A 26,515-nucleotide genomic window follows, 5' to 3' on the forward strand; every position below is an offset into this window, starting at 1 on the left:
TACACCCGAAGGTGCGCCGGCGGTCGCGCGGACCGCCGGCGCACCCCGTGCCGTCAGCGGCGCGGACGCCCGGTCAGGTGGGTCAGTGAGCGGGCGACCAGGGCGTTGCGCTCGGCCGGCGGTAGGCCCTCCAGCCCGAAGCCCAGGTAGACGGTGTCCCCGGTGACCACCACCGACCCCTCCTCGAACGCCTGCTGGCTGCGCGCCCAGTCGGTGGCGTTACCGGCGGAACCGGCGGGCGGACCGGTTACGGTCCAACCGCCCAGGTCCTCGGTCTCGAACGAGGTCTCGCTGACCGTGGCGCCGTCGACGAGCACCCGGGCGTCGTCCAGGAACACACCCAGGCCCTGGGTGCCCCAGTCGGAGACGTACGAGATCGACACCTCGACCTGCTTGCCGGCGTACGCCGTGAGGTCGACCGAGATGTCCTGCCAACCGCCGGACGCTCCGGTGATCGCGTTCCACTGACCCGTGCTGCCGGTGGGCGAGCAGTCCGCGCCCTGGTAGTGCGCGATGAACGGGTGCAGGGTCTGCCAGCCCGACGCGCAACTGTCCCCGGTCTCCTGCCCGGTGTGCCCGTTGGCGTCGGGCAGCGTGGTCCAGTTGTCGCTGCCCACCTCGTGCGCCTCGACGATCAGGAAGTCCCAGTTCGCCTCGATGTCGTACGAGGCGGCGAAACGTAGTTCGCCGCTCGTGGCCCCGGTGAGGTCCACGGTGCGGGTGAGCCGCTTGTACGACTCGTCGGCCTGCCCGCTCCACAGGTACCAGTCACCGGTGCGCGGGTCGAACGGCGCCGACCCCGGCCGCACCCAGTTCACCGGCGCGGAGCTGGCGAACTGCGGGAACGTGTCCACCGGTAGGAAGCTCGACGTGGTGAGGAACGAGGCCGTGTGCGCCTGGTTGCCGGCCGAGCCGGGCGCGTTGAGGGTGCCGGACAGGCCGGCGAACGCCCCGTCGACGCCCTGGACCGGGTACGGACCGTCCGCCCCGGTGCCGCCGTCGCTGACGTAGGTGTACGCGCCCAGCCAGTACTGCTGGAAGTCGTTCAGCAGCGGCAGACAGACCGGGTCGTCCCCGTCGGTGCACTCCGGCGGCGCGTCCGGGTGGTACACGTACGCGCCGTTGGCGCCCTGCGCGTAGAGGGCGTACTGGCCGCTGACCAGCAGCTTGCCGCCTTCGTTGAGGTAGTCGCGCACGGCCAGTTCGGTGTCCAGCGCCGCCTTGGCCGTCGTGCCGGCGACCTGGCCGGGGGAGCGCAGGATGACGTCGTCGCCGGTCTCCCAGACCACCGCCTTGTAGTGCGACAGCACGCCCAGCGGGTGGGGGGCGGTGCGGCGCATGGCGTCGAAGTCGTACACGTCGCTGGTGCGTCCGGCGGCGGTCAGTGACGCGGCGATCTCGTCGGTGTACTTGGCGGTGGTGCCGGTCTGCGCCGGGCTCAGTCCGGTGACGTCCTCCATGGCGAGGACCAGCACGTCACCGCCGATGTCGGTGTGCACCCGATAGGTGAAATGCTCGCTGGCCACCACCTTCGCGCGCTGTTTGACACCGGTGAACCAGACCTCCACCCGATCGCCGGGCTTCGTGCCGGTGACGGTGCCGCGCAGTTCGGCGTAGTAGTCGTCGTTGGTGTCGCCGTAGCGTTCGCCGCCGCGCCACTCGCGGACCCCGACCGTCTTCGGTCGACCGCCGTTGACGGTGTAGTGCATCCGCACGTTCTTCAGGGCCCGACGGGTGATGGAGGCGACCTGCTGGGTGCGCCCGTACGAGGTGTCGAAGGTGTCCACCACGAAGTCGGGGGTGCTGCGGCCCACCACCGACACCGGGTCGTCCGGGTCGACCGCGGACTTGGCCACGGCCAGCGCGAACGGCAGGTTCTTGGCGACCTCGCCGGCGATCAGCGTCTCGTCGTCGGGGAAGATGAAGTCGCTGACGCAGTCCTCCGGACGCCACTCGTCGTCCGGGTCGACGGCCGCGGCGGATTCGCAGGTGGACATCTCCGGGGTGAAGCCGAGCGTGCCGTACCTGACGGTGGCGTGGCTGTCGGTGTCGCCGTTGGTGGTGTACAGCTCGGCGGAGATGTCCGGGTCGTAACCGGGAACGGCCGGGTGCGCGTCGTCGCCGGCCATCGCCTGGTAGATGACGTCGTCGGGGGTCGGCGTGCTGACCTGCCAGCCGACTCCGTAGAGCAGCAGTTGGGCCGCCGAGTGGTAGTTGACGTAGAACTCGAAGCCGACCCGGCGCAGCAGCCCGTCCAGGGCCCTCGTCTCCGGCTCGGAGGAGGGTCGGGGGCCCCGGTAGGTCTCGCTGTTGGGATCGGGCGAGGAGCCCTCGTTGTCGTACCCCCACTTGAAGGCGAAGTTGCGGTTCAGGTCGACGCCGTCGCCGGGGCCGATCTGGCCGTCGCCGTCGTTGTCCCGCAGGTTCTTGCGCCAGAGGCGGTTGCCGGGGGTGAACGTGTAGTCGTAGCCGTCCGGGTTGGCGACCGGCAGGAACCACAGCTCGGTCGTGTCGAGCAGGCGGGTGATCTCCCGGTTGGTGCCGTAGCCGTCGAGGACGTGGTGCATGAGGCGGCGGGTCATCTCCGGAGTGATCCACTCGCGGGCGTGTTGGGCGCCGGAGTAGAGCACCGCCGGTCGCTGCCCGTCACGGACCTTGCGCGCGTCCCTGGTGACCTTGACGGCGAGGATCGGCTTGCCCTGCTGGGTTCGACCGATCGTCTCCAACTTGGCCAGCTTCGGGAAACGCGCGGCGGTGGCGGTCAGCTCGTCGCGCAGGCCGCCCGGTTCGCTGTACGGGCGGAACGCCGACCAGCCTCCGGCGGCCTGCTCCCGGAGCGCCTGCGACGCGTCCTTGCCGTGGACCTTCTTCACCCGCAGGGGTACGCCCTTGTCGATCAGCCGCTTCGCCTGCCGTGGGGTGAGGACCGTTTCGACGGCGGTGCGTCCGGTGGAGTCCGCCGTGGCGTCGTGACCGAGGTCCACACCGGCCTCGCGCAGGAGGTCCCGCTGCTTGCCGTCGACCGTGCCGACGTACACCTCCAGGCCCTCGCGGGCACCGGGGTCCGACGGTGGCCGCGCGCTCGCCGGTGGGGCCAGTGCCAGGGCTCCGAGCAGGGTGACCACGCCGGCGGTCGCCAGTCGTCTCGGTCTCATCGCGCCTCCTTGGGTGAAGGACCTGTAGGCGCGAGCCTTCGTTCTGCCTGGATGGATGTCAATAGGTCGATGAGTGGTGGCGATCGGCCGTCCGGAGCGGAGTTAACCAGCGTTTCGCCATCGAAGCCGCATTGCGCACGTACGCTCACTCGTGTCCGCAGTGGTGGTGACGACATCGGATAGGGGAGGGCGTCGATGCGGGTATCCTCGCGCCGCCCGGGTCGCGCGATCGTGGGTTTCGCTCGTCTCCTGGATCTCATCTGGGCCACCGCGACCCGGGTGCGCAGGGCCGTGCGAGGGGTGGCGACCGTCGGCCGGTTCGCCGCGTACGGGGACAACTTCGCCTTCGACCCGGACGGCGTCTACACCTACGGGACGATCGAGGTGGGCCGCAACGTCGATCTCGGACACCGTCCGATCCTGATGGCTGCACGATCCCGGATCCGGATCGGTGACAACGTCATGTTCGGCCCGGAGGTGACCATCCGGGGTGGCAACCACCGGATCGACCGCGTCGGAGTGCCGATGGTCGCCGTCGAGAAGGGGCACGCCGACGGCGACCTCGACCGGGGGGTGACGATCGGTGACGACGTCTGGGTCGGTACCCGCGCCGTCATCCTGCACGGCGTCACGATCGGTCGTGGCGCGGTGATCGGGGCGGGCGCCGTGGTGACCCGCTCCGTCCCGGCCTACGCGGTCGCCGCCGGTAACCCGGCCCGCGTGATCCGGCTACGCTGGCCAGTGGAGACGATCATCGACCACGAACAGCTGCTCTATCCCCCGGAGCGTCGACTGACGCCGGCGGATCTGGCGGCGCTGGGAGACCTGCCCGGGGCCGAGCCGCGGTCGAACTCGACCGAGGCTGCCCTCCACTGAGCGCATCAGGGCCGACTTGTAATCGTGCGATGACGAAACGTGACGGTCGCTGTGCATGCTCGTTGGACCGGATGACCACTGAATGGTGCCCGGAGGCGAACGCATGCGACTACTCATCACCGGCGGCGCGGGGTTCATCGGGTCCAATCTGGCCCGTGCCGCGATCCTGCGCAGCGGCGTCACCGACATCCGGATTCTCGACGACCTGGTCACCGGGCGGATGAGCAACCTGGACGGCCTCGACGTGGAGACGATCCCCGGCTCGATACTCGACGACGACGCGCTGGATCGGGCGATGGTCGGCCGGGACGCGGTGGTGCACCTGGCCGCGCTGCCGAGCGTGCCGCGTTCGCTGCGTGACCCGATCGCCTCACACCACGCCAACGCCACCGGCACGCTGCGGGTCCTCGAGGCCGCGCGCCGGCACGAGGTGGGCCACGTCGTCGTCGCCTCGTCCTCGTCGGTCTACGGCGCCAACCCCACGCTGCCGAAGGCCGAGCTCGCCTGGACCCGTCCGCTCAGCCCGTACGCAGTGAGCAAGCTCGCCACCGAGGCGTACGCGCTGGCCTACCAGACGTCCTTCGGCCTGCCCACCCTCGCGTTCCGGTTCTTCAACGTCTACGGCCCCGCCCAACGGCACGACCACGGCTACGCGGCCGTCATTCCCCGCTTCGTCTACGCGGCGCTGCGCGGCGAGGAGATCGAACTCCACGGCGACGGTGGGCAGTCCCGCGACTTCACCTACGTCGAGACGGTCTGCGCGGTGCTGCTCGACGCCGTGGAACGGTCGGTGTCCCATCCGCAGCCGGTCAATCTCGCCTTCGGCGCCCGGGCGGAGCTGCACACCGTGGTGTCCGAGTTGGAGCAGATCATCGGGCGCCCGATCGCCCGGCGGCACGTGGCGCCACGTCCGGGGGACGTCCGGCACTCCGAGGCCGACAACCGGGTGCTCCGCTCGCTCTTTCCGCAGGTGGTGCCGACTCCCCGGATCGACGGTCTGCGGGCCACCGTCGAGTGGTTCGAGGCGCATGTGCTGAAGCAGCCCGCCTGATGGTCGACCGGCCACCGGGTGCCGGCGCGGCCTCACCCGCCCTGGTCGACACGGTCGGTCACCCGCCCGCGGACACCGCTTCGACCGAACGGACCACGGCGGGATCGGCGGTACGCGGGGACGACGAGCTGTCGGCGGCGCGGCGCTCGCGGGGCCGGGCACTGGTCGCCGGCATCGCCTCGTCGCTCGCGGGCAAAGCCGTCGGCCTGGTCGCGCCACTGCTGATCACCCCGGTCGCCTTCCGCTACCTCGGCCCCGAGCGGTACGGCATGTGGATGGCGATCACGTCCCTGACCGCGATGGCGCTGTTCGCCGACTTCGGCCTCGGGAACGGTTTGCTCACCCGGCTCGCACGGCTTTACGCCACCGGTGACCGTCGCGCGGCGGCCCGAGAGATCGCGAGCGCGTACGCCCTGCTCGGCGCGCTGGCGGGGACGTTGGTGCTGGTGCTCGTGGCGTCTGTCCGGTTGGTGGCCTGGCCGTCGGTGTTGAACGTGACCGACCCGGTGGTGGCCCGCGACGCCCGCGTGGTCGTGCTGCTCTGCTTCGGCGCCTTCCTGGTCAACATTCCGCTGGCTCTCATCCAGCGGGTGCAGTACGCCCACCAGCAGGTCGGAGCGAGCAACCTCTGGCAGGCGGCCGGCAGCCTGATCTCGGCGGGCCTGGTGGTCGTCGCCGCCAGCGCGAAGGCCGACCCGGTCCTGGTGATCGCGGCCGCGGTGCTCGCCGTGCCCCTGATGAGCCTGGCCAACTCCGTCTGGTTCTTCGGCTGGCAGCAACCCGACCTCCGGCCGCGTCTTACGGACGTCCGTGCCACGAGGGTGCGCGGCCTCCTCCGGCTGGGGTCCCGGTTCTTCGGGCTCTCCGTGCTCACCTCCCTCGCCCTGAACATCGACGGCTTCCTCGTCGGTCGGGTGCTCGGTCTGCACGCGGCCGCGAACTACGCGGTGATCCTGCGGATGTTCGCCGTGCTGGCACTGTTCGTCACTCTGGTCAACCTGCCGCTCTGGCCGGCCAACGGAGAAGCCCTTGCCCGGGGCGACGTGAGCTGGGTCCGGCGCAGCACCCGACGCATGGTCTACCTGTCCGCCGCGGCGGTGGCGCTGCCCGCGCTCTGCCTCGTGGTGGGTGGCAACGACATCCTGCGCATCTGGGTACGGTCGGACGACCTCGATCGGGTGCCGATTCCCCTGTTCGTCGCGCTCGCCGTGTGGTCGGTGTCCGTCGCTGTCGCGTCGCCGCTCTTCATGGTGCAGAACAGCGTCGGGCTGCTGGGGCCGCAGTTCCTCGGCTGGGTGGCCTGCCTGGTCGTCGCCGTACCGCTGAAGATCCTCCTGGCGGGCAGCGACGGTCTGTCCGGTGTCGCACTCGCCTCGGCGCTGTCGTACGGGGTGACCGTGGTCCCCGCCGCCATCGTCGGTTACCGGAAGGCGTTGGCGGGAGTTTCCGCGACAACGTCCGATTCAGATGAGATGGAGCATGATGGTGCGCAGCATCCTCGCTGCCCTGCGTGATCGCCGAGCGGCGGCCCGTGACCCGGAAGGGTTCGCCCGCTCGATCGGCGTGAACCTGCGCGGGCGCGTACGTTTCTACGGCGTCAACCGGAGCATGTTCGGCTCCGAGCCCTGGCTGATCACGCTTGGCGACAACGTCTACATCACGGCCGGCGTGCAGTTCCTCACGCACGACGGCGGCACTCTCATCCTGCGCCGGGAGTATCCGGATCTCGAGTGGACCGCGCCGATCAGCGTCGGCGACGACGTCTACATCGGTGTCCGGTCGATCATCATGCCGGGGGTCCGGATCGGGGACCGGTGCATCATCGGGGCCGGTTCGGTCGTGACCCGTGACGTTCCGGACGGGAGCGTCGCCGCCGGTGTGCCCGCGCGCGTTCTCCGTAGCACCGACGAGTACCTTGCCGCGATGCGGGCCAAGTCGCTCGGCTGTGGCCACCTGCCGGCTCAGGAGAAGGCCGCGGTGATCCGCGAGATCTACGGTGTGTCGAGCTAGGCAGAGGGGCGACCGGCCACGAATGCGCTGACCGACGGTACCCAGGCGCGGTAGTCGAACGCGCAAGCCCGCTCCCGGGCGTGGTGGCTCATCTGCCACCACTGCGCGTCGTCGAGGGTGAGCGCCCGCCGGAGGCCGTCCCGGACGTCGTCCGCGCCGGGTCCCGCCAGCACGATGCCCTCTCGCCCGTCGTCGATGTACGTCGCCAGGTCGCTGGTGTGGTTGAGCAGCACCGGGCAGCCGGCGGCCAGGCTCTCGGGCACCTTCGACGGGAAGCCCGCATCGGCGTAGCCCCCGGTCGGTCGGACCAGCACCGAGTAGTGCGCCCTGCGCAGCTCGGCCAGAACGCGGTCACGCGACACCCGGCCCAGGAAGACGATCTGGTCGGCGAGGTCCGCCACGATCCTGTCGTCCAGGTCGGACGTGGCGGCCGCCTGCTCCCTGGTCATGCCGGCCACGGTCAGTCGTACCCGTCGACGATCGGGCTCCGGCAGCCGGCGGATGCCCTCCAGCACCGCGGCGAGGCGGTCCTTGGGGCCTGCGGTGCCGGCGTACAGCAGCCGCAGGCCGTCCTGCAGTGACGGCGGCGCCGGTGGGCGGTAGTCGGCGCAGTCGACCTGGGGCGGCACCACCAGGATGGGACGGTTCGGCCGGGCGAGACGATCTCGCAGCGTCGTGGAGATCGCGATGACCCGATCCGCCAACCGTCCCGCCAGGAGCGAGTGCCACCGGTGCCGGATGAAGTAGGGCGTCAGGCGTCCGTGGCGGAACTGTCCGGGCTCGTGCCGTTCGAGCACGTCCACGGTCAACGGGCAGCGCATCGTCAGCCGCAACACGAACCACGTGGTCAGGTTCCACAGTCCCAGCGGAAGGCAGATGCCGGTCACCTCGCCGCTGGGTATCCCCGCCTGTCGCAGTGCCCTGAGGACGCGCAGTGGACGACTCTGTCGGTGTGCCCAGCGTCGGAGTCGGCCGCCCCCGTCGACGGCGAACAGCGTGATAAGTCGCAGCTCGGGTGGCAGGGCGAGCGGTTCGGGTGGGCGTTCGGTGCCGGGCCAGTCGTTGACGATCACGGTGGTCGCGCCCGGGGGAGTCGCGGAGCGGGCCAGCTGGAGCAGCCGGTTCGACATGGCGTCCCCGTGCGGGAACCGGTACGCCGCCACCATGACCACTCGTGGCACCGGCTCGCCCGGGCTGATCGCCGACCGAGCGGGAGAGGTGAGGATCTCGTCGCTTTTCATGCGTTCCGTTCGTATAAAGCGTGTCTCAAGCATTTGACGGCTAATGCCGGTGTTACTGTACGCACCGATGTGATGACCGGGGATGAGGGCGCGCCGTCGGTGGCCCACGGTCGACGATGGAGCCTCAGTGCAGCCAGTCAGTGAAGACGACCACGATCCGAGCGCTCCGCCGGTGCGCGTGCGGCCGGTGGTCGTGCAGCACTCGGCCGGCACACCCGGCGCCAACGGACCACTCACCGCCGTGGGGCGGGTCCTGGAATCCGCGCTCAGCGAGCGGTACGAGTTCGTCCGCATGCATCAGACCGGCGGCAACGGCGGCCTCAACGTGCCGTTGTTGCGGGAATGGGTCCGACTTCTGCGACGGGTGCGGCCCGACCTGGTGCACGTCCGGGGCCTGCAGAACGAGGGTCTGCACGGCGTCCTCGCCGCCAGGTTGGCCGGCTGCCCCAGAATCCTGGTCAGCGTGCACGGCACCGTGCGAGACCTGCGACACGTCGGGCGCAGGTGGCGTCGAGCGCTGTTGACCGGCTGCGCGGAACCGGCCACCCTGCGGATGGCCAGCCACGTCGCCACGGTGTGCGAGTACGCCGCCGGCCGGGACTTCGTGCGGGCGCAGGCGCACAAGTTCGTCGGCGTGATCCCCAACGGGGTCCCGCTCCCTGTCGACGTCGGCGCGGCGCGGAACGGTCGACGTGCCGCCCTCGGCCTGGGCCCCGAGGACGTCGCCATGATCGCGGTAGCGCGGCTGAACTGGGACAAGGGCTTCGGGGTGTTGGCGGACGCGCTGCGGCGACTGCCGCCGCGACCGGGCCGTCGGGTGCTGCTGGTCGCCGGCGACGGACCGGACCGTGCGGGCATCGCCGAGGCCCTGGCCGACGTCCCCGGCACCGAGGTGCGGCTGCTCGGCAATCGGCTCGACGTGCCGGACCTGCTCTCGGCCGCCGACATCTTCGTCTTTCCCACCCTGCACGAGAACCTGTCCAACGCCCTGTTGGAGGCGATGGCGCACGCGCTGCCCGTCGTGGCCTCCGCCGTCGGCGGCAACGTCGAGGTGCTGCGCCAGGGTGGCGGTCATCTCGTGCCGGCGGGAGACCCGGTCGCTTTCGCCGCGGCGCTCGGGCCGTTGCTCGACGATGCCGCCGAACGTCGGCATGTGGGGGAGACGGGCCGCAAGGTGGTGCACGACGGTTACAGCCTGCCGGTCATGCTCCGGTCTCTCGACGGCGTCTACCAGCGCATCCTGGGGGCCGCGGCGTGACCGACGAGCGGTGTCCCCGGGTACTGCTGCTCGGCTTCACGGTCGCCGACGACGTGTTCCGGGAGATCGTGACGCGAGACGTCGTCCTGCCGACCCAGACACACACGTTCGCCTGGGCCCTGGTGCGGAGCCTGCGCGCGGCGGGCTGTCCGGTACGTCTGCTCTCGGCGGCACCCGCCTCGACGTTCCCCCGCAACCGGCAGGTCCGCTTCCGGTCGGCGCGGTTCCAGCAGGACGGTGTGCACGGCGAACTGCTCGGCTTCGTCAACCTCCTCGGACTGAAGCACCTGACCCGATTCGTGGCCGCCGTGCGCGCGGGGTCGCGGACGTTGCGCCTACACGGCGACGACGTCCTGCTCATTCACGGCGTCCACACGCCGTTCCTGTGGTTCGGCGTCCTGGTCGCGTGGCGGGGCACGGCACGGGTGGTGCCGGTGCTGACCGATCCCCCCGGTGTGGTTCTCCCCGATGACGGGCGGATCGTCCGCGCGCTGCGCCGGCTGGACCACGCGTTGGTCCGCATGGCGCTGCGCCGCGCCTCGGGAGTCGTGGTGCTCACCGCGGCGCTCGGCGAGGATTTCGCGCCGTCGATTCCCCGCCTGGTCATGGAGGGGATCTGCGATCCGCCTACCGCCGGGGCGGCACCGGGCGGCCCTGCTGCCGTCCCGGCCAGGTCGGACACCGCCACCCGCGACATCGTCTACGCGGGTGGATTGACCCGCGCGTACGGTGTCGACCGCCTCGTCGAGGCGTTTCGCGGCATGACTGACCCGGATCTGCGCCTGCTGCTGTTCGGCCGGGGCGAGTTGGAGGAGTGGTCGAGGAAGCAGGCGCAGGCCGATCCCCGGATCTCCCCGCCGGAACTGCTGGACCGGGCGGCGCTGGTGCGACGCCTCACCCGCGCGTCGGTGCTGGTGAACCCTCGGCCGGTGGATCAGTCGTTCGTCCGCTACTCGTTCCCCTCGAAGCTCGTCGAGTACCTGTCCACCGGCGTCCCCGTGGTGACCACACGGTTGCCGGGCATCCCGCCCGACTACGAGCCGTACCTGCGCTTCGCCGGGACGGACACGGCCGATGGGCTGCGCGAAGCGCTGCGCCTGGTGCTGGCGATGCCGCCCGGGGAGAGCGCCGCCCTCGGCGCTGCCGGTGCCGCCTTCGTACGGGAGACCCGTGGTCCGGCAGCGCAGGGCCGACGCATCCGGACGTTCCTGGCCGGCCTGTCGGCCCCCCGCTCAGGGGGCGTGGACGCCGCGGAGCAGGGGCGCGGGTCGCCGCTGCACCCGCTCGGCCGGCCCTGAGTCGCCCGCGCCGTTCGTCAGGGCCGTCCACAGGTAGAGCACCAGCAGGGTGGCGACGCCGATCATCGTCGGGCGTGACATACCGAGCTGGTTGTTCGCCGGGATGTACATGACGAGCAGGCACATCTGCACGAAGAGCAGGGTCGGCAGGATGCCGCCAGCGAGGTTCACCTCCCGCCAGAGCCCGGCGAAGAACCAGCCCAGCACGGCCATGAACAGGACCGTCCCCGGAAACGTGAGGTCCGAGGCCAGCCAGGGGTAGATCGTCGCCCAGTACATACCCGCCGGCCACCCCGTCCGGGCCTCGGTACGCGCCGGGTAGGCGGGATACCGGTCCGCGTCGACGCCGAAGTACTGGGTGCCGTACGAGGTGACGGCCGGGGTGCTGCCGAGGCCGTGCGACCAGGCGAACGGTGTGTCGAGGTTGTACGCGAGACCGAGATAGCCGTGGGTCGGGTAGATCATCATGGCGGCCACTCCGGTCGCGGCATGCTCGCCGACGATCCGCTCCACTGTCGGATTGGCACGGACCCGATCCTGGGTGCCGAACTGATCCACCCGATCGGCCTGGTTGTTGACCAGATAGGCGCAGAAGAGGGCCACGACGACTGCCACCAGCACTGTCGCGCGTCGACGCTTCTTCGTCCGGCCGAGCCGGCCCCGCCGACGCGACGCGGCGATGAGCAGGCTGGCCGCCATCATGAGCACGACATCGCCGAGCCCTTTGAGGGTGCCGATGTAGAGGAAGAAGAGACCGTAGACGGCGACGCCCGCGATTCCGACGGCTCGTGTGCCGCTCGACAACCGCCGCCAGTGGACGACGAGCAGTGGAACCAGCACGGTACCCAGCACGCCGAGCAGAGTGAGAACCTGGACGACGGGATTCGTCCGTCCGCTGTCCTGTTGCTGCTGATAGACGGTGAACTTGTTGAGGTAGGCCGCCGCGGGGTCCTGCAGACTGGCGAGGATGCTGCCGGGGCCGGTCGCCCCGTATTCGAGCAGCAGGGCGACACCGAGCGCGATGTGGTAGATCCCGCCGGCCAGGACGAGCCTGCGGATCCGTCGGATGTCGGTCGACCGCGTCGCGCCGACTGACCGTCGAGGTGTGCCGCGGCGGTAGAGCTGCGCGGCGTAACCTGCGGCGAATGCGCCGGTGGCGCTGAGTACGAACAGGCACAGCTTGGCGGGGTTCGGAACCTGCTGCGCCAGCGCCCCGGCCCAGAAGAAGCCGAATGTCCCCAGCATCCAGCCCGCGGCCAGTAGCAGTGGCAACCAGGCGCGCGGCGAATGGCGAAAGGGCCCAGGCTGGTGCATGGGCTCGGTGGGCGCGGGCGCCGGTACGTTCCAACGTCTGGTGCTCGGCGCAGTCGTGGTCATCCGGTCGGTGCTCCCGCGTCAGTTCCCGATCCGCCGGGTGCCTCCCGGCGGGGGTGGTTCTCCTCGTCCCCGATCTGGTCCGCGGGGTTGGCACTTGGATCGACCGGAGCCCTGTCGCCGCGCGAGCAGGTCACGTCACGGGCGAGGCGTGCCCGATGGTGGTGTCACAAGTGTTGATGGGTTTATATCAGCGTTTGATCCGATATCTGGCACCTTTCGCGAATGCTGCCGGCGACCCTGCCCGGCACGCGGGCACCGCGTTGCGCCCTGACTGGCACCAGATCTCCCGTCATCGGGTGCGATCCGACAGTTTCCCACCGGCTCCTGGTCGCGTTGGGCGATGAAGGGGGTATCGGTCCGGCCGCAGCGGCGGGAGGGGCCGCCGCGACGAGGGAGAAGTAACGGCGTGGTGCGGACCATGGAAGCGCGGCTCGGCCACCGTCGGGACCCTCGGTTGCCGACCGTGCACCTCTGGGCCGGGCTGCGGCTGGTCATCGTGTGCGTGCTCGCCGCGGTGGCGCCGGTCGCGCCGACCGTCGTGCAGGGGCGGCATGTGTGGATCGCGCTGCTGCTGGTTGTCCCGTCGGCGTGGCGCCGTCTCGGGTGGCCAGATCTCCTCGCGGTCGCGTTGGCCGTCTGGGCGAGCGCCGCGGCGATCAGTGTGACCTGGGTGCCGGCGTCTGCCGACGCGCTGTGGGCGTACTGGGGGATGTGCACGCTGTTCGTCGCGGCGCGTCAAGCGGTGGCCAACGCGTCGCATCTCGCGTTGGTGGGCTGCGCCTACCTCGGGGGGTGCGTCTGGGCGGCCGTCGAGGTGATCAGCAGTGCCCGTGGGGTCGACCCGACGGTCGACCCGGCGCTGATCCGCGTCGGGGTCGGCGCGGTGAACCCGAACTACACCGCCTACTCGCTGGCCACCGGGGCGGCGGTCGCGGTCGCGGTGGCATTGGCCGGTGGGCTGTCCCGGCGGCTGCGGCTCGCGGTGCTGGCGGTGATCCCGCTGCTGGCCTACGCGGTGCTATGGAACGGCACCCGGGGCGCGCTCATGGCCCTGGTCCTGATCGGTGGGTACCTGCTCGCGGCCTGGGCCGCGCCCCGGGTCGCCTGGACCACGGTCGCGGTAGCGGCTCCGGCCCTGCTCATCGCGATCCCGTTCGGGGTGTACGGAGACTCGCGGCTGCTGTGGTTGCAGGAGTTCTTCGCCCGTAAGGACGACAGCATGTCGGGGCGGCTCGATCTGTGGGCACTGGCCCGGCAGCTGTGGGAGGGCCACATCTGGACGGGCATCGGGCCGGGCATGTTCCCGACCGTCACCGGCATCGGCGCGCACAGCGTCCCGTTGACCATTGCCGTGGAGCTGGGCCTTGTCGGGCTGGCACTGTTCGCCGCGCTCGGCGCGGCGGTGCTGATCGGACCGGCCGGCTCGGGCAAGGTCGGTAAATGCCTCGCTGGCGTGTTGATCGTGGCGTGGCTACCGATCCTGCTGTCCGGTCACTGGGAACTGTCTCCCGCCGGTTGGTTGGCCGCGGCGCTATGGTCACGGCTGTCGCCGGGGACGTGGCGGTGGACGGCCAGGGGAACGTCCCTACTGCCGAGGTCGGGGCAGGTGGCCGGCCGGCACCGAGCCGATGAGGACCCGTCGCACGGGATGTCCTCGCCCGGTCCCAGCTTTGTGGTCCGCTAGATCGTCGCAACGCCGGTGATCGGCGTGATCGGTACCCATTTCACATTGAACGGCCGATTCATGCTTTGCGGTCAATTCGTCAAGAAAGGCGTATCTGTGTGGATCGCCTCTCGTTGTCCCGGATGCTGAAACTGGCCGATGTGGCCCTTGCTCCGGACGGGTGCGCGGGCGCCCCGTGACTCTCTCGTCGAGTCGTCGGGTTTGCGGACCGGCGTAGCGACGACACGGGAGAATCAATGAATTTCGCAACCACCGGACGCCGTGTTCTCATCACCGGCGGTACGGGTTCCTTCGGCCAGACCATGGTGCGCCGGCTGCTCGACCGTGGTGCCGGCGAGGTCCGGGTGTTCAGCCGGGACGAGGCCAAGCAGGACGCCATGCGTCGGCTGCTCGGCGACGAGCGGGTCCGCTACTACGTCGGGGACGTGCGCGACTACGACTCGGTGCTCAAGGCCAGCCGGGGCATCGACTACGTCTTTCACGCCGCCGCCCTCAAGCAGGTGCCGTCGTGTGAGTTCTTCCCGCTGGAGGCCGTCCGGACCAACGTGCTGGGCAGCGCCAACGTCATCGAGGCCGCCGAGCGCAACGGCGTCGGGTCCGTCGTCGTGCTCAGCACGGACAAGGCCGTCTTCCCGGTCAACGCGATGGGCATGACCAAGGCCCTCATGGAGAAGGTCGCCCAGGCACACGCTCGGAACAACCCGAACAGCTCGACCACTGTCTCCTGCGTCCGGTACGGCAACGTCATGTACTCGCGCGGATCGGTGATCCCACTGTTCGTCGAACAGATCAAGGCCGGCCGGGCGCCGACCGTGACCGACGCCGGGATGACCCGGTTCCTGATGTCGCTCGCCGACTCGGTCGAGCTGGTCGAGCACGCGTTCCACCACGCCCGGCCCGGCGACATCTTCATCCGCAAGGCCGCCGCCTGCACCGTCGGCGATCTGGCCGAGGCGGTGTGCCAGCTCTTCGACGTACCCGCCAAGCTCGACGTGATCGGCGTACGGCACGGCGAGAAGCAGGCCGAGACGCTGGCCAGCAGGGAGGAACTCGCCCAGGCCGAGGACTTCGGCGAGTTCCTCCGGGTGCCGTTGGACGCCCGCGACCTCAACTACGCGCTGTACGTCTCCGAGGGCGATCTCGGCGGCGGACCGAGCGAGGACTTCAACTCGGCCAACGCGCCGCAGCTCGGCGTACCCGAGATCATCGCGTTGTTGCGGACGCTGCCCGAGATACGCGCGGAGCTGGCGCTGCGGGATCCGGTGCTGGCGTGCTGAGGCTCGCCGTCACCGGTGCCGGAGGGTTCCTCGGCTGGCACGTGCGGGTGCTGCTGCGGGCGCTGAACTGGCCGGCACCGGTCGTGCTCACCCGGGCCGACCTCACCGAACCCGACGCGGTCGCCGCCAAGGTGTCCGGGGTCGACCGGGTGCTGCACCTGGCCGGCGTCAACCGGGGCGAGCCCGCAGATGTCGCAGCCGGGAACGTGCAACTCGCCGCGCAGCTCGCCGACGGCCTCAAGAGATGTGCGACCCCGCCGGCACGGGTGATCTACGCGAACTCGGTGCAGGCCGGCAACGGCACCCCGTACGGCGACGCGAAGGCCACGGGCGCGCGGGTGCTGGCGGCCACCGGCATCGAGGTCGACGACGTGTTGCTGCCGAACCTGTACGGCGAGCACGGGCGGCCGTACTACAACTCGGCCGTGGCGACGTTCTGCCGCGTGCTCGCCGAGGGCGGCCGGCCGGAGGTGCACGCCGACCGGGAGCTGAGCCTCGTGCACGTCACCGACGCGGCCGCCCGGCTCATCGGTGTGCCGGCCGGGGGCTCGTGGGATCCGGCCATGCCGCCGGTGAAGATCGGTGTGCAGGCCCTTGCCAGCCTGCTCACCGGCATGGCCGCGACGTACCGGACCGGGGAGTTCCCGTCCCTGGTGAGCCGGCACGACGTACGGCTGTTCAACACCTACCGGTCGCACTGTTTCCCGGCGCACTACCCGATCTCGCTGCCCCGCCGGGCCGATGCCCGGGGCGAGCTGGTCGAGACGGTCAAGGCGCACGGCGGCGCCGGCCAGACGTTCTGCTCCACCACCCGCCCCGGCATCACCCGTGGCGAGCACTTCCACCTCGCGAAGGTGGAACGGTTCGTGGTGCTGCGCGGGTCGGCCGAGATCAGTCTGCGCCGGGTGGACGACACCGAGGTGCTGCGGTTCCCGGTCAGCGGCGCCGAGCCGGTGCTGGTGGACATGCCCACGATGTGGGTGCACAAGCTGGTCAACACCGGCCCGGACGACCTGGTGACGATGTTCTGGACCAACGAGCTGTTCGACCCGGACCGGCCGGACACCTGGCCCGAGCCGGTGGAGGCGGTCCGGACGGCGCCGGTGGCGGTCGGCGCGTGAAGGTTGGCCTGATCAGCCAGTGGTATCCGCCCGAGGGTGCGTTCATCCCGGGCAACCTGGCGAGCGGGCTCGCCGAGCGGGGCCACCAGGTGCGGGTCCTCACCACCTTCCCGAGCTATCCGTACGGCCGGATCTATCCCGGCTGGCGGCAGAGCTGGGGGCACCGGGAGACCGAGGGGCGGGTGGCGGTCCGACGGGTGCCGGCCTATCCGAGTCACGACGCCTCGGCCCTGCGGCGGGCGTTGAGTCTCCTGTCCTTCGGTGCCAGCAGCGCGCTGCCCGGGGCACGGTGGCTCGCCGACGTCGACGTCACGTACGTCTATCACCCGCCGCCCACGGCCATCGCCGCCGCGGCGCTGCTGCGCGCCACCCGGCAGACACCGATCGTGCTGCACGTGCAGGATCTGTGGCCCGACTCGGTGACGCATTCCGGCATGGCACCCACCGGCCGGGCAGGTCGCTCGCTGGAGTCGGCCGTCGGCGCCCTGATGCGTGCGACGTACCGGCTGGCGGACACCATCGTGGTGATCTCACCGACGATGGCCGAGCGGGTGGTGGCGGGGGGCGCCGACCCGGACCGGGTACGCGTGGTCTGGAACTGGACCGACGACGCCCTGTTCCGGCCGGTGCCGGTCACCGCCGAGGCCCGTGCGGTGCTGGGTCATCGCGGCCGGTGCACCGTCATGTTCGCCGGCAACCTGGGGCTCCTACAGGGCCTGGACACGGCCATCCGGGCGGCGGCCGCCGTCCGGGACCGGATGGACCTGGTGCTCGTCGGCTCCGGCGCGGGCGAGGACGCGGCCCGCCGACTCGCTGCCGACCTGGGCGCCGACAACGTGCGGTTCGTCGGTCGGCATCCCCCCGACGAGATGGCGCAGCTGTCCGCGGCGGCGGACTGGCAGTTGGTGTGCCTGCGTGACGTGCCGGCCCTGCGGGCCGCCGTCCCATCGAAGCTCCAGGCCGCGTTGGCCTGCGGGATGCCCGTGGTCGCCGCGGCGGGCGGCGACACCGCGGCCCTCGTCCGTTCGGCCGGGCTCGGTCTGGTCAGCCCGCCGGAGGACTGGCGGGCGCTCGCCGACCAGTTCGCGGCGGCGGCCGACCTGCCTACCGACGCCCGGCGCGAGATGGGCCGCCGGGCCCGACAGGTCTACCAGGAGCGGATGTCGCTGCGGGTGGGCGTCGACCAGTTCGAGGACATTCTGACCAAGGTGGCTGCGCAGAGAGGACGGGCATGACCAGGATCATGACGGTGGTCGGCACTCGACCGGAGATCATTCGGCTGTCCCGGGTGCTTGCCCGGCTCGACGACACGGTCGACCACGTTCTGGTCCACACCGGCCAGAACTGGGACCCGACGTTGTCCGACGTGTTCTTCACCGAGCTACGGCTGCGCCAGCCCGACCGGTTCCTGGAGGTCGACACCTCGTCGCTCGGGCGGGTCCTCGGGGGCGTGCTGGTCGGCATGGAGCAGGCGATCGCCGAGCTACGGCCGGACGCGCTGCTGGCGCTGGGCGACACCAACAGTTGCATCGCGGCGTTGATGGCGCGGCGGATGCGGGTGCCGGTCTATCACATGGAGGCCGGGAACCGCTGCTTCGACCTGAACGTGCCGGAGGAGACCAACCGCCGGCTGGTCGACCACGTGGCCGACTTCAACCTGGTCTACACCGAACACGCCCGGCGCAATCTGCTCGCCGAGGGTCTGCATCCGCGCCGCATCCTGCACACCGGGTCCCCGATGCGGGAGGTGCTGGAGCACTACCGGGCGTCGATCGCCAACTCGACCATCCTCCGGCAGTTGGAGCTGGATCCGGGCGGTTACTTCCTGGTCAGCGCGCACCGGGAGGAGAACGTGGACCGTCCCGACCGGCTCGGCCGGCTGCTGGACTGCCTGGTCGCGGTGCGCGACAGGTGGAGCTTGCCGGTGCTGGTCTCCACCCACCCGCGCACCCGCAAACGGCTGGAGGCGCTGGCTCCGGACGCCACCGCGCTGGACGGCATCGCCTTCCACGAGCCGTTCGGCCTGCTCGACTACGTGCACCTACAGACCAGGGCGTACTGCACGCTGTCGGACAGCGGGACCGTCAGCGAGGAGGCAGCCATCCTCGGCTTCCCCGCGGTGACGTTGCGCGAGTCGATCGAACGGCCGGAGGCGCTGGACGCCGGCGGCATCATCATGACCGGTCTCGACCCACAGGGCGTGGTCGAGGCGGTCGAGGTGACCGTGGCCCAGGTCGCCGCGGAGGGCGTCCCCTGCCCGGTCGACTACCAGGTGCCGGACACCTCCCGGCGGGTCGTCGACTTCATCCTCTCCACCGTCCGCCGGCACCACGACTGGGCGGGCATCCGCCGCTGATCTGCACAGCGCTCCACCCGGACAGCCGACAGGGCCGGTCACCGCGATCCGCGGGGCCGGCCCTGTCGGCGATCGTCAGCGGGACTGCAGCGGTACGCCCAGCGGACCGTTCCCGACGGAGATCGTCGGCTGGGCGCAGAGCAGGGCGAGCTGCTCGACGACCTTCACCGGCTCGGCGTACGGGTCGAGCCCGCGCACCTCCATCGGGTCCAGCGCCGGCACCGTCACGTGCGACACCAGCGGGTGCAACGGCCGGGTGTCCACTTCACCGGCCCCGAGCAGGTCCTCGTGCAGCTTCTCGCCCGGCCGTAGGCCGGTGTAGACGATCGGGACACTGCTGGTGGCATGGTCGGCCATCTGCCGGGCCAGGTCGGCGATCCGCACCGGCTCACCCATGTCCAGCACCAGAGCCTCACCGTTCCGGCCGATCTCCGCGGCCTGCAGGACCAGATGGACAGCTTCCTGGACGGTCATGAGATAGCGGGTCACGTCCGGGTGGGTGACGGTCAGCGGGTTGCCGGCCTCGATCTGCCGTTGGAACGCCGTCACCACCGAGCCCCGGCTGCTCAACACGTTGCCGAACCGGACGCTGAGGAACGTACCCGGGAAGCGTGACGCGGCCTGCGCGGTCAGCAACTCGGTGATCCGCTTCGAGTAACCGAGGACGCTGATCGGGTTGGCCGCCTTGTCCGTGGAGATGTTCACGAACTTGGCCACGTCCCGGCAGGCGTCGAGCACCGACAGGGTGCCCCAGACGTTCGTCTTGACCGCCTCGCCGGGGTGCCGCTGGAGCAGGGTGAGGTGCTTGAGCGCCGCCGCGTGGAAGATGACGTCCGGCCGGCGTTCCCGGATGACCCGGCGGATGCCCTCGTCGTCGCGAAGGTCGGCGAGGATCAGCTCCGGGCCGTCGAGCAGGGCACGCCCGGCCAGCGACATCTGGAGGCTGTGCAGGGCCGTCTCGTCGCGGTCCAGCATCATCACCTCACCCGGATCGGCCTTCATGACCTGTCGGCACAGTTCCGAGCCGATCGAGCCGCCCGCGCCGGTGATCAGGACTCGCAGGCCGGTCAGGCTGTTGCCGCTCAGCGGCAGGTCGGCGACGACCTGGCGACGGCCGAGCAGGTCACTGATCTGCACGTCGCGGACGTCGGTGACGGTGATCCGGTGGTCCACCAGGTCCCGCACGGGCGGCAGCACCTTGAAGGCGGCGCCCGTCTCGAGGGTCGCCTCGCGGATCTGACGGATCAGCGCGGCGTCGGCGTTGGCGACCGAGAAGATCACGGCGCCCGCGCCGGTGCGTCGGACGGCGGTACCGACGTCGTGTCGGCCGCCCAGCACCCGTACTCCGCCGACGCGCAGGTCGCGCTTCTCCGGATCGTCGTCCAGCGCGCCGACCGGCAGGTACCGTCCACGCGGATCGCCGAGCATGGCCCGCAGCAGGCCCTGGCCCGCGTCGCCCATGCCGAACAGCAGCACCGGCGTCGCCGAGTGGACGTCGGGGCGCATGGCGAGATCGTGGCGGTGTCGGTAGGCGAACCGCGCGGCGAGCATGAACAGCACGGCCAGGGCGCCGCCGATGAGGGGGGTGCTGGCGGGTACCGGTCGCTCGGCGAGCGGCAGCAGACCCACCGTCAGGATGCACCCGATCATGATCGCTGTGCTGGCGACGTGCTGGACCTCGTGGAGGCTGCCGACCGGGTGCCGGCCCGAGCGGAGCCGCCGTACCGGAACCAGCCCCGCGTGCAGGACCGCCGCGAGGCCGCCGAGGGTCACCGCGCGCGTCAGTTGGCCCGTGGTGAGGTCGAACTCGTAACGCGCCCAGGTGGCCAGCACAACCCCGACGATCCAGGCGCCGGCGTCCGTGGCGAGGAGCACACACGCCCGGGGTACCGCCCCCCATCGCGCTCCGGCCCTTTCCGAGCGTCGTTCTCTTTCGATGTGCCGCTGCGGCATGTGTGTGTCCTCGTCCCAATCGTTCGGCCGCCAGGACGGCGGCTTTTACGCCTTATGTAGTGATACCTCCTATTTATTGATCACTTGTCTTTTTCACGTACCGCCTCGCCGAGTGCCGTGCTCAGCTTCCGAGCTCGACCGGACGTGACATCCGGGCGAATCGGGCGAAGCCACCGGACGTCCCGGCCTCAGCTGTCGGGCCGATCCGATAGCAGCGGGTGATCGGTAGGACCCGGGCCAGTGCGGCGGCGAGGCCCGCGCCGGGCACCTCCGCGGCGAGACGCAGGGACGCGCCGACGACACGGACGCCCGCCGTGCCGGTCGCCCATCCGATCCGAAGATCGCCGAAGCCGTACGCCGCGTGGTGCGCCGCGAACGACGGCCAGTCGAGCAGGCGGACGGCGGGTTCGGGAGCCACCGGATCGAGCCGTACCTCGGTCCACTGGGCGTACGACTCGTCGGTGAAGCCGCGTCGCTCGTAGAGACGGCGCGCCCCCGGGTTGCCCACCGACACGTCCAGCGCGAGATCGGCGCACCCGAGCTGGCGTGCCAGGTCGTGCCCGTCGTCGAGCAGCAGCCCACCCCACCCTCGTCCCCGGTGCCCGGCGGCGACCGCGATGCCGTTGAGGAAGAGTCGCCCGCCGATCACCCGCCAGTCGGCGACCGCGCGTATGCCGGCGGGGTCACGGACGTAGCGGAGCACGACCGTACGAAGGTCGCTGGGCGGGGCGACGGCGGCGCTGAGGAAGGCGGCGAACGTGGCCGAGTGGTACGGCGTCAGACCCGCGCACTCGGCGGGTATGGACTGACGGAGCAGTGCCACGATCCCGTCGAGGTGCGGATCGGTCGGCTCGTCGACGGTGGCGATGCCGAACCGCGGCACCAGGACCGTCACGTCAGCATTCGTTCCCGGTCGAGGTCGAGCATCTGCGCCGACGGATCCGCCGCGACGCCAGCGCCGGTGAGGACCGCGCGGACGGTGCGACCGATGATCCGCAGTTCCAGCCCGAGCGACCAGTTCGTGACGTAGACGACGTCCAGTTCGAGACGCTCGTTCCAGGCGAGCCCGTTGCGTCCGTGGATCTGTGCCAGGCCGGTGATCCCCGGGGGCACCTCGAAACGCAGCCGCTCCCGGTCGGTGTAGAACGGGTCGTACCGGGGCAGCAGCGGACGTGGCCCGACCAGGCTGAGCTCACCCTTCAGCACGTTGACCAACTGGGGTAGCTCGTCGATGCTCGCCCGCCGCAGCAGCAGACCGATGCCCTTGCACCGTTGTCCGTCCGGCAGGAGTACGCCGTCCGCGTCGCGTTCGTCGGTCATGGTGCGCAGCTTGTAGACGGTGAACGGGCGGCCCGCCCGCCCGGTCCGTTCCTGACGGAACAGGACCGGCCCGCCCAGTTGCAGCCGGATCAGGATCGCGGCCACGGCCAGTACCGGAGAGAGCGCGACCAGGATGCTCAGGCTCACCACGACGTCGATGAGCCGTTTGATCCGACGTTGCGTGTCGAGGGTCGCTCTGCTCATGCGGCACCCGCCCGGTACGCCGGGAAGTAGCCGCTGGACTCGAGCTCCTCGGCCGTGCGGCCCAGCCGTCGGGCCTGCGCGGCGACCAATTCCCGGTAGCGGTCCGGCGCGATGACGGCGGCGCCCGTCCAGAACGGGGTACGGGCACCGCCGAAGGAGCGCTTGAACTGGAAGAGCCCGTCGTCGGCGCGGACGCCACCGCCGAGATGGACCGGCCGGCACCCGTGCTCGGCGGCCCACTCCAGGATGCTCCAGACCAGCAGGTTGTTGGCACCGGCGCGCGCGGCGAGCGGATCGGATCCGGCCAGGTGGTAGTGGACCCGGTCGCGGTGCCGCAGCACGAGGGCGGCCGCCACCACTGTGGCGTCCGGGTCGCGGATCTCCGCGATGGACAGCCCTTTGTCCAGGCCGGCGGCCAGCTGGCGGTAGTAGCGGTCCGGGAACAGATACCAGGGCTGGCTGCCCAGTCGGACCATCGTCGACTCGTAGAGCCGGCGAAAGGGTGCGCCGGGAAGCAGGTCGTCCGGCCGGGCGGGGCGGACGGTGCCGGTCAGGCCACTCCGGCGGGCCTTGCGGACCGCGGTGCGGGATCGGCCTTCCATGCCGGTCCACACCTCGTCCCGCCCCTGCGACACGTCGACGGTGACGGTGTCGGCCCGGCGGGTCAGCTCGACGGACCCGAGCCCCCGGACCGCCTCGACCGAGGCGGGATCCAGCGGCGAGAAGCGGAGGAAGAGCGCGACCACCCCGGAGTCCCGCCAGTACTCGATTGCCCGGGACCAGAAGCGGGCCAGGTCCGCAGGGGTGCACCCGGCGGCGACGTGCAGGCCCGAGTAGCCGTACGGGCTCGCGGCGTCGGCGTCGGTGTCGCTCACCGCCCGCACCACCTGGGGCAACATGAGCCGGTCGTGCTCGTGGATCAGCTGCCAGCTGCCCGATTCGGTCTCGGCGGCCGCCCGGCCGTAGCCGGCGGTGAAGTAGATGTCCGGGCAGGAGACGTCCAGCAGGGCGGCCGGTGCGCCGGGGCCGGTGACCGCGAATCCGTCGGTCACCGGCGGTCCAGGAACTCGTCGATGGCCCGGCGGACCCGCTCGCCCTCGTGCTCGGCCATCGCCGAGCCGCTGGGCAGGGTGAGGCCGGTGGCGAAGAGTCGTTCCGCCGCGCCGGTGAGGACTGCCTCCGCTCCCGCGTGCACCGGTTGCAGGTGCATCGGCTTCCACACCGGACGCGTCTCGATGTCCTGCGCGGCGAGGTGGGCGGCCAACTCCCCGGGCCACCACCCGGAGATCTCCGGCTCCACCACGATGGTGGTCAGCCAGCAGTTGGCACCGGGATCGCCGTCGCCGAGCAGTCGAACCCCCGGACACGCGGCGAACAGTTTGGCGTACTGGTCGCGCAACTCGCGGCGGCGGCGGATCATGCCGTCCAGCCGGGACAGCTGTGCCCGCCCGATGGCGGCCAGCACGTTGCTCAACCGGTAGTTGTAGCCGATGTCGGTGTGTTCGTAGTGCGCGACGGGCTGGCGTGCCTGCGTCGCCAGGTACCGGGCGCGGGCCGCGAGCTCGGCGTCGTCGGTGAGCAGCATGCCGCCGCCCGACGTGGTCATGATCTTGTTGCCGTTGAAGGACAGCACGCCGGCGCGGCCGAACGACCCGGCAGCCCGGCCGGAGCGGGTGGCCCCGAGCGCCTCGGCGGCGTCCTCGATGACCGGATGCCCGGCCCGAGCGCACACCGGAAGCAGGCGGTCGTAGTCGGCGCAGACGCCGAACATGTCCACCGGCACGACCGCCGCGACCGGTCGTCGCTCGGCGGCGAGCCGGTCGAGCACCGACTCGAGCAGGCCCACGTCGATGTTGCCGGTCGTGGGGTCGCAGTCCACGAAGATCGGCTCGGCGCCGGTGTAGATGGCGGCGTTGGCGGTGGCCGCGAAGGTCAGGGTCGGCATGACGACCGCCTGCCCGGGGCCGGCGCCGACCGCCAGCAGCGCCAGGTGCAGGGCGGCTGTCCCGGAGCTGGTGGCCACGGCGTACGACGTTCCGATCCGCTCCGCCAGCTCGGCCTCGAAGGCGTCGACGTCGGGACCCAGCGGCGCGACCCACCCGGAGCGGATGGCGGCCAGCGCGTACGACTCCTCGAGCTGACCGACGTCGGGCGGGGAGAGGTAGACCTTGCTCATGCTCGGGTGACTCCCGCCGTCGCCGGGCTAAACTGACAAACCGGTTTTACCACCAGTGCAGCTCCCATACCTGCGTTTCTGCTATTCGAGGCTGTTTTCGGGATATTCCACTCGCGACGGGGGTGCCAGACTCGGAAGGTGCTTCACGTCGAGCCCTCGTCGGCGGCGGCTACAGTGCTGCGAGCCGCACCCACCGGTGGGCTCAACGCGCGAAGGGAGCCAGTGGGTGCTGCATCTGCGGGTGATCGCTCCAACGGACCAGTCGGAGGCGGTGGCCGACCTGCTGGCCGCCGACCCCGGAGTCACCCACCTGGTGGTGCTGCCCGGTGCCGCCCGGCGGCCCCGCGGCGACCTCATCCAGTGCGACGTGGTCCGCGAGAGCGCCGACGGTGTGCTGCAGGGCCTTCAGCGTCTCGGTGTGGAGGCGCGCGGGGGAATCGCCGCCGACGACGTCGAGCTGACCATCTCCGCAGCGGCCGCCCGCGCGGCCGAGGACGCGCCCGGTAGCGGGGCTGACGCGGTGGTCTGGGACGAGATCGCCGCGAAGACCGGCGAGCAGACCGAGCTGTCCGGCACCTACCTGGTGCTGATCATCGTCGCGACGATGATCGCCGGCATCGGCGTGCTGCTGGACCAGCCGATCCTCATCGTCGGCGCGATGGTGGTCGGCCCCGAGTTCGGCCCGCTCGCCGCGCTCTGCGTGGCGCTGCTGCGTCGCCGCCTCGGAGTGATCGGCCGTTCCGTGCAGGCACTGACGGTCGGTTTCCTGGCGGCCATGGTGGTGACCGTGCTCAGCACCTGGGCGTTGACCGCCAGCGGTCTCGTCAGCAAGGAGATGCTGCTCGCCGAGCGGCCGCTCACCGACTTCATCTGGCGACCGGACGCGCTGTCCTGGGTCGTCGGCCTGCTCGCCGGGGTGGCCGGCATGCTCTCGCTGACCTCCAAGAAGTCGGGCAGCCTGGTCGGCGTGCTGATCTCGGTCACCACGGTGCCGGCCGCGGCGAACGTGGCGGTCGCCGCCGCCTACGGGGTGTGGGACGAGGCAGGCGGCTCAGCCCTTCAGTTGGTGATCAACCTCAGCGCGATCGTCCTGGCCGGCCTGCTCACCCTCATCGTGCAGCAGCTCTGGTGGTGGAACCTGGCTCGGCGGTCCCGTCGTCGAGCAGCCGGGTGAGCAGCGTCCGTAGCGGAATCGACTCGCCGTCGCGTCCGCCCGCCCCGATGACCAGCGGAGGCGGGCTGGGCTGCGGTTCGACACCGAACAACCGGGCCCGTAGGCCGCCCGGCACGGTCAGCAGGTGGAACCGACCGGCGACGTCCACCGCCCGGGTCTCGGCCCGGTCGACGTACCAACCGGTCAGCCCGGTCCGGTAGCGACCGCGCCCGTCGTAACCCCGCGCGACCAGGCGCGTGGTCGGCAGCCCCCGCCGGGTGGCCTCGGCCACGAACCACGCCACCAGCTCCGCGGCCCGCTCCTGCTCGGCGGCCCGCCGCCGGGCCTCCGCGTCGGCGTGCGCCCGCACCGCCCGCTGCTGCCGCTCCCGCCACTCCCGGCCGTCGTCCTCACCCACCAGCCGACGGTACGCCCCGACCCCGTCGAGCGCCGCCCGCAGGGTGCGCCGGGCGACGCGGTCGACGAGTTGCCGTACGTCCGGCGCGCTCACGTCGAGGCGGTTCCACGCCGGGCATCAGGTCGACGGCCGAGGGGCCATCCATCGAGCTGCCCCTGTCGAGCTCCCCCAGATGTGGGGCGGTCGCACCGGACGACAACTCCAGATCTTGGACAGTTTCCGTTCGGCGCGAACGGGAACTGTCCAAGATCTGCACCGCAGCCGGGAGCCCTGCGGGCGCGTGGCCGTGCCGTGCGCGGACCGGGCGGTCGCGAGACTGTCGGTGGTCGGTGGTCGGTGGTCGGTGGTCGGTGGTGCTTGTGCTCGTGCCCGCACCTTGGGCTTGTCGCTGCCGACAGCTCAGGGCAGCTTGTCCCGGTCGACACTTCAGGGCAGCTTTTCGCGGGTCGACGGGTCAGAGGGCCTGTCCGCCCCATGAATGGGGCAGCTCGACAGTGCCCGCCGAGAGGCCGGCGAGCCGGTCACCGCGCGTCCGAGGCGGTCCGGGAGGCACCCCCTCGGGGGGGCCTCCCGGGCGCATCCCTTGC

The 26,515-nt window shown here is 71.0% G+C and carries 21 protein-coding genes; 12 read left to right on the top strand and 9 right to left on the bottom strand.

Going from position 1 to position 26,515, the window contains the following annotated elements:
- Positions 1-53 precede the first annotated feature (53 nt).
- A complete protein-coding gene (locus tag ACN269_RS30220; protein WP_421475632.1) occupies positions 54-3,155 on the bottom strand; it encodes a M14 family zinc carboxypeptidase in 3,102 nt (1,033 codons plus the stop codon).
- 195 nt (positions 3,156-3,350) lie between these two features.
- Here ACN269_RS30220 and ACN269_RS30225 point away from each other — a divergent pair, with 195 nt between their 5' ends.
- From ACN269_RS30225 to ACN269_RS30240, 4 genes are all read left to right on the top strand, one after another.
- Entirely contained in the window at positions 3,351-4,031 is a 681-nt protein-coding gene (locus ACN269_RS30225) for an acyltransferase (protein ID WP_421475633.1), read from the top strand.
- A 103-nt stretch (positions 4,032-4,134) separates the two neighbouring features.
- Positions 4,135-5,082, top strand: coding sequence for an NAD-dependent epimerase/dehydratase family protein (locus ACN269_RS30230; protein WP_421475634.1), 948 nt, complete (start codon positions 4,135-4,137; stop codon positions 5,080-5,082).
- The gene (locus tag ACN269_RS30235) at positions 5,082-6,596 is read left to right on the top strand and encodes a lipopolysaccharide biosynthesis protein (protein ID WP_421475635.1); all 1,515 of its coding nucleotides are present in this window, start codon (positions 5,082-5,084) and stop codon (positions 6,594-6,596) included. The genes ACN269_RS30230 and ACN269_RS30235 overlap by 1 nt, the downstream gene beginning before the upstream one ends.
- Positions 6,568-7,092, top strand: a complete 525-nt coding sequence (locus tag ACN269_RS30240; RefSeq protein WP_421475636.1) for a DapH/DapD/GlmU-related protein — start codon at positions 6,568-6,570, stop codon at positions 7,090-7,092. The genes ACN269_RS30235 and ACN269_RS30240 overlap by 29 nt, the downstream gene beginning before the upstream one ends.
- Here the strand turns inward: ACN269_RS30240 and ACN269_RS30245 are convergent.
- Positions 7,089-8,333, bottom strand: coding sequence for a glycosyltransferase family 4 protein (locus tag ACN269_RS30245; RefSeq protein ID WP_421475637.1), 1,245 nt, complete (start codon positions 8,331-8,333; stop codon positions 7,089-7,091). The two genes, ACN269_RS30240 and ACN269_RS30245, sit on opposite strands and share 4 nt — an antisense overlap.
- A gap of 127 nt (positions 8,334-8,460) precedes the next feature.
- On the opposite strand from ACN269_RS30245, the gene ACN269_RS30250 reads away from it, so the two are divergent.
- Together ACN269_RS30250 and ACN269_RS30255 are read left to right on the top strand one after the other, a co-directional pair.
- Positions 8,461-9,591, top strand: a complete 1,131-nt coding sequence (locus tag ACN269_RS30250) for a glycosyltransferase family 4 protein (protein WP_421475638.1) — start codon at positions 8,461-8,463, stop codon at positions 9,589-9,591.
- Complete coding sequence (locus ACN269_RS30255) at positions 9,588-10,889, top strand: glycosyltransferase (protein WP_421475639.1); 1,302 nt, start codon at positions 9,588-9,590, stop codon at positions 10,887-10,889. Before ACN269_RS30250 ends, ACN269_RS30255 begins: the two co-directional genes overlap by 4 nt.
- Here the strand turns inward: ACN269_RS30255 and ACN269_RS30260 are convergent.
- A complete protein-coding gene (locus ACN269_RS30260; RefSeq protein WP_421475640.1) occupies positions 10,824-12,134 on the bottom strand; it encodes a hypothetical protein in 1,311 nt (436 codons plus the stop codon). The two genes, ACN269_RS30255 and ACN269_RS30260, sit on opposite strands and share 66 nt — an antisense overlap.
- 550 nt (positions 12,135-12,684) lie before the next feature.
- Here ACN269_RS30260 and ACN269_RS30265 point away from each other — a divergent pair.
- The 5 genes from ACN269_RS30265 to wecB all read left to right on the top strand — a co-directional run bounded on the left by ACN269_RS30265 (position 12,685) and on the right by wecB (position 18,704).
- On the top strand, positions 12,685-13,950 hold the full coding sequence (locus tag ACN269_RS30265) for an O-antigen ligase family protein (protein ID WP_421475641.1): 1,266 nt from the start codon (positions 12,685-12,687) through the stop codon (positions 13,948-13,950).
- Between the two features lie 236 nt (positions 13,951-14,186).
- A complete protein-coding gene (locus ACN269_RS30270) occupies positions 14,187-15,227 on the top strand; it encodes an SDR family NAD(P)-dependent oxidoreductase (protein WP_421475642.1) in 1,041 nt (346 codons plus the stop codon).
- Entirely contained in the window at positions 15,221-16,348 is a 1,128-nt protein-coding gene (locus ACN269_RS30275; RefSeq protein ID WP_421475643.1) for an NAD-dependent epimerase/dehydratase family protein, read from the top strand. Before ACN269_RS30270 ends, ACN269_RS30275 begins: the two co-directional genes overlap by 7 nt.
- A complete protein-coding gene (locus tag ACN269_RS30280) occupies positions 16,345-17,583 on the top strand; it encodes a glycosyltransferase family 4 protein (RefSeq protein ID WP_421475644.1) in 1,239 nt (412 codons plus the stop codon). The genes ACN269_RS30275 and ACN269_RS30280 overlap by 4 nt, the downstream gene beginning before the upstream one ends.
- Positions 17,580-18,704 carry a non-hydrolyzing UDP-N-acetylglucosamine 2-epimerase gene (wecB, locus tag ACN269_RS30285; RefSeq protein WP_421475645.1) on the top strand — a complete coding sequence of 375 codons (1,125 nt, stop codon included), beginning with the start codon at positions 17,580-17,582 and terminating at the stop codon, positions 18,702-18,704. The genes ACN269_RS30280 and wecB overlap by 4 nt, the downstream gene beginning before the upstream one ends.
- Positions 18,705-18,779: 75 nt before the next feature.
- Here the strand turns inward: wecB and ACN269_RS30290 are convergent, their stop codons facing one another.
- The 5 genes from ACN269_RS30290 to ACN269_RS30310 all read right to left on the bottom strand — a co-directional run bounded on the left by ACN269_RS30290 (position 18,780) and on the right by ACN269_RS30310 (position 24,357).
- The gene (locus ACN269_RS30290; protein WP_421475646.1) at positions 18,780-20,579 is read right to left on the bottom strand and encodes a polysaccharide biosynthesis protein; all 1,800 of its coding nucleotides are present in this window, start codon (positions 20,577-20,579) and stop codon (positions 18,780-18,782) included.
- 199 nt (positions 20,580-20,778) lie between these two features.
- Entirely contained in the window at positions 20,779-21,552 is a 774-nt protein-coding gene (locus tag ACN269_RS30295) for a GNAT family N-acetyltransferase (protein ID WP_421475647.1), read from the bottom strand.
- Positions 21,549-22,181: a sugar transferase gene (locus ACN269_RS30300; RefSeq protein ID WP_421475648.1), complete on the bottom strand. Its 633-nt coding sequence runs from the start codon at positions 22,179-22,181 to the stop codon at positions 21,549-21,551. Before ACN269_RS30300 ends, ACN269_RS30295 begins: the two co-directional genes overlap by 4 nt.
- Positions 22,178-23,233, bottom strand: coding sequence for a GNAT family N-acetyltransferase (locus tag ACN269_RS30305; protein ID WP_421475649.1), 1,056 nt, complete (start codon positions 23,231-23,233; stop codon positions 22,178-22,180). Before ACN269_RS30305 ends, ACN269_RS30300 begins: the two co-directional genes overlap by 4 nt.
- Entirely contained in the window at positions 23,230-24,357 is a 1,128-nt protein-coding gene (locus ACN269_RS30310) for an aminotransferase class I/II-fold pyridoxal phosphate-dependent enzyme (protein WP_421475650.1), read from the bottom strand. Before ACN269_RS30310 ends, ACN269_RS30305 begins: the two co-directional genes overlap by 4 nt.
- Before the next feature lie 226 nt (positions 24,358-24,583).
- Here ACN269_RS30310 and ACN269_RS30315 point away from each other — a divergent pair, with 226 nt between their 5' ends.
- Positions 24,584-25,531 carry a DUF389 domain-containing protein gene (locus ACN269_RS30315; protein WP_421475651.1) on the top strand — a complete coding sequence of 316 codons (948 nt, stop codon included), beginning with the start codon at positions 24,584-24,586 and terminating at the stop codon, positions 25,529-25,531.
- Here the strand turns inward: ACN269_RS30315 and ACN269_RS30320 are convergent.
- Positions 25,467-25,928, bottom strand: coding sequence for a hypothetical protein (locus ACN269_RS30320; RefSeq protein WP_421476650.1), 462 nt, complete (start codon positions 25,926-25,928; stop codon positions 25,467-25,469). The two genes, ACN269_RS30315 and ACN269_RS30320, sit on opposite strands and share 65 nt — an antisense overlap.
- Positions 25,929-26,515: the final 587 nt, after the last annotated feature.

Origin of the sequence: Micromonospora sp. WMMD736, from assembly GCF_049179015.1 — a bacterium.
Taxonomy (GTDB): Bacteria; Actinomycetota; Actinomycetes; order Mycobacteriales; family Micromonosporaceae; genus Micromonospora.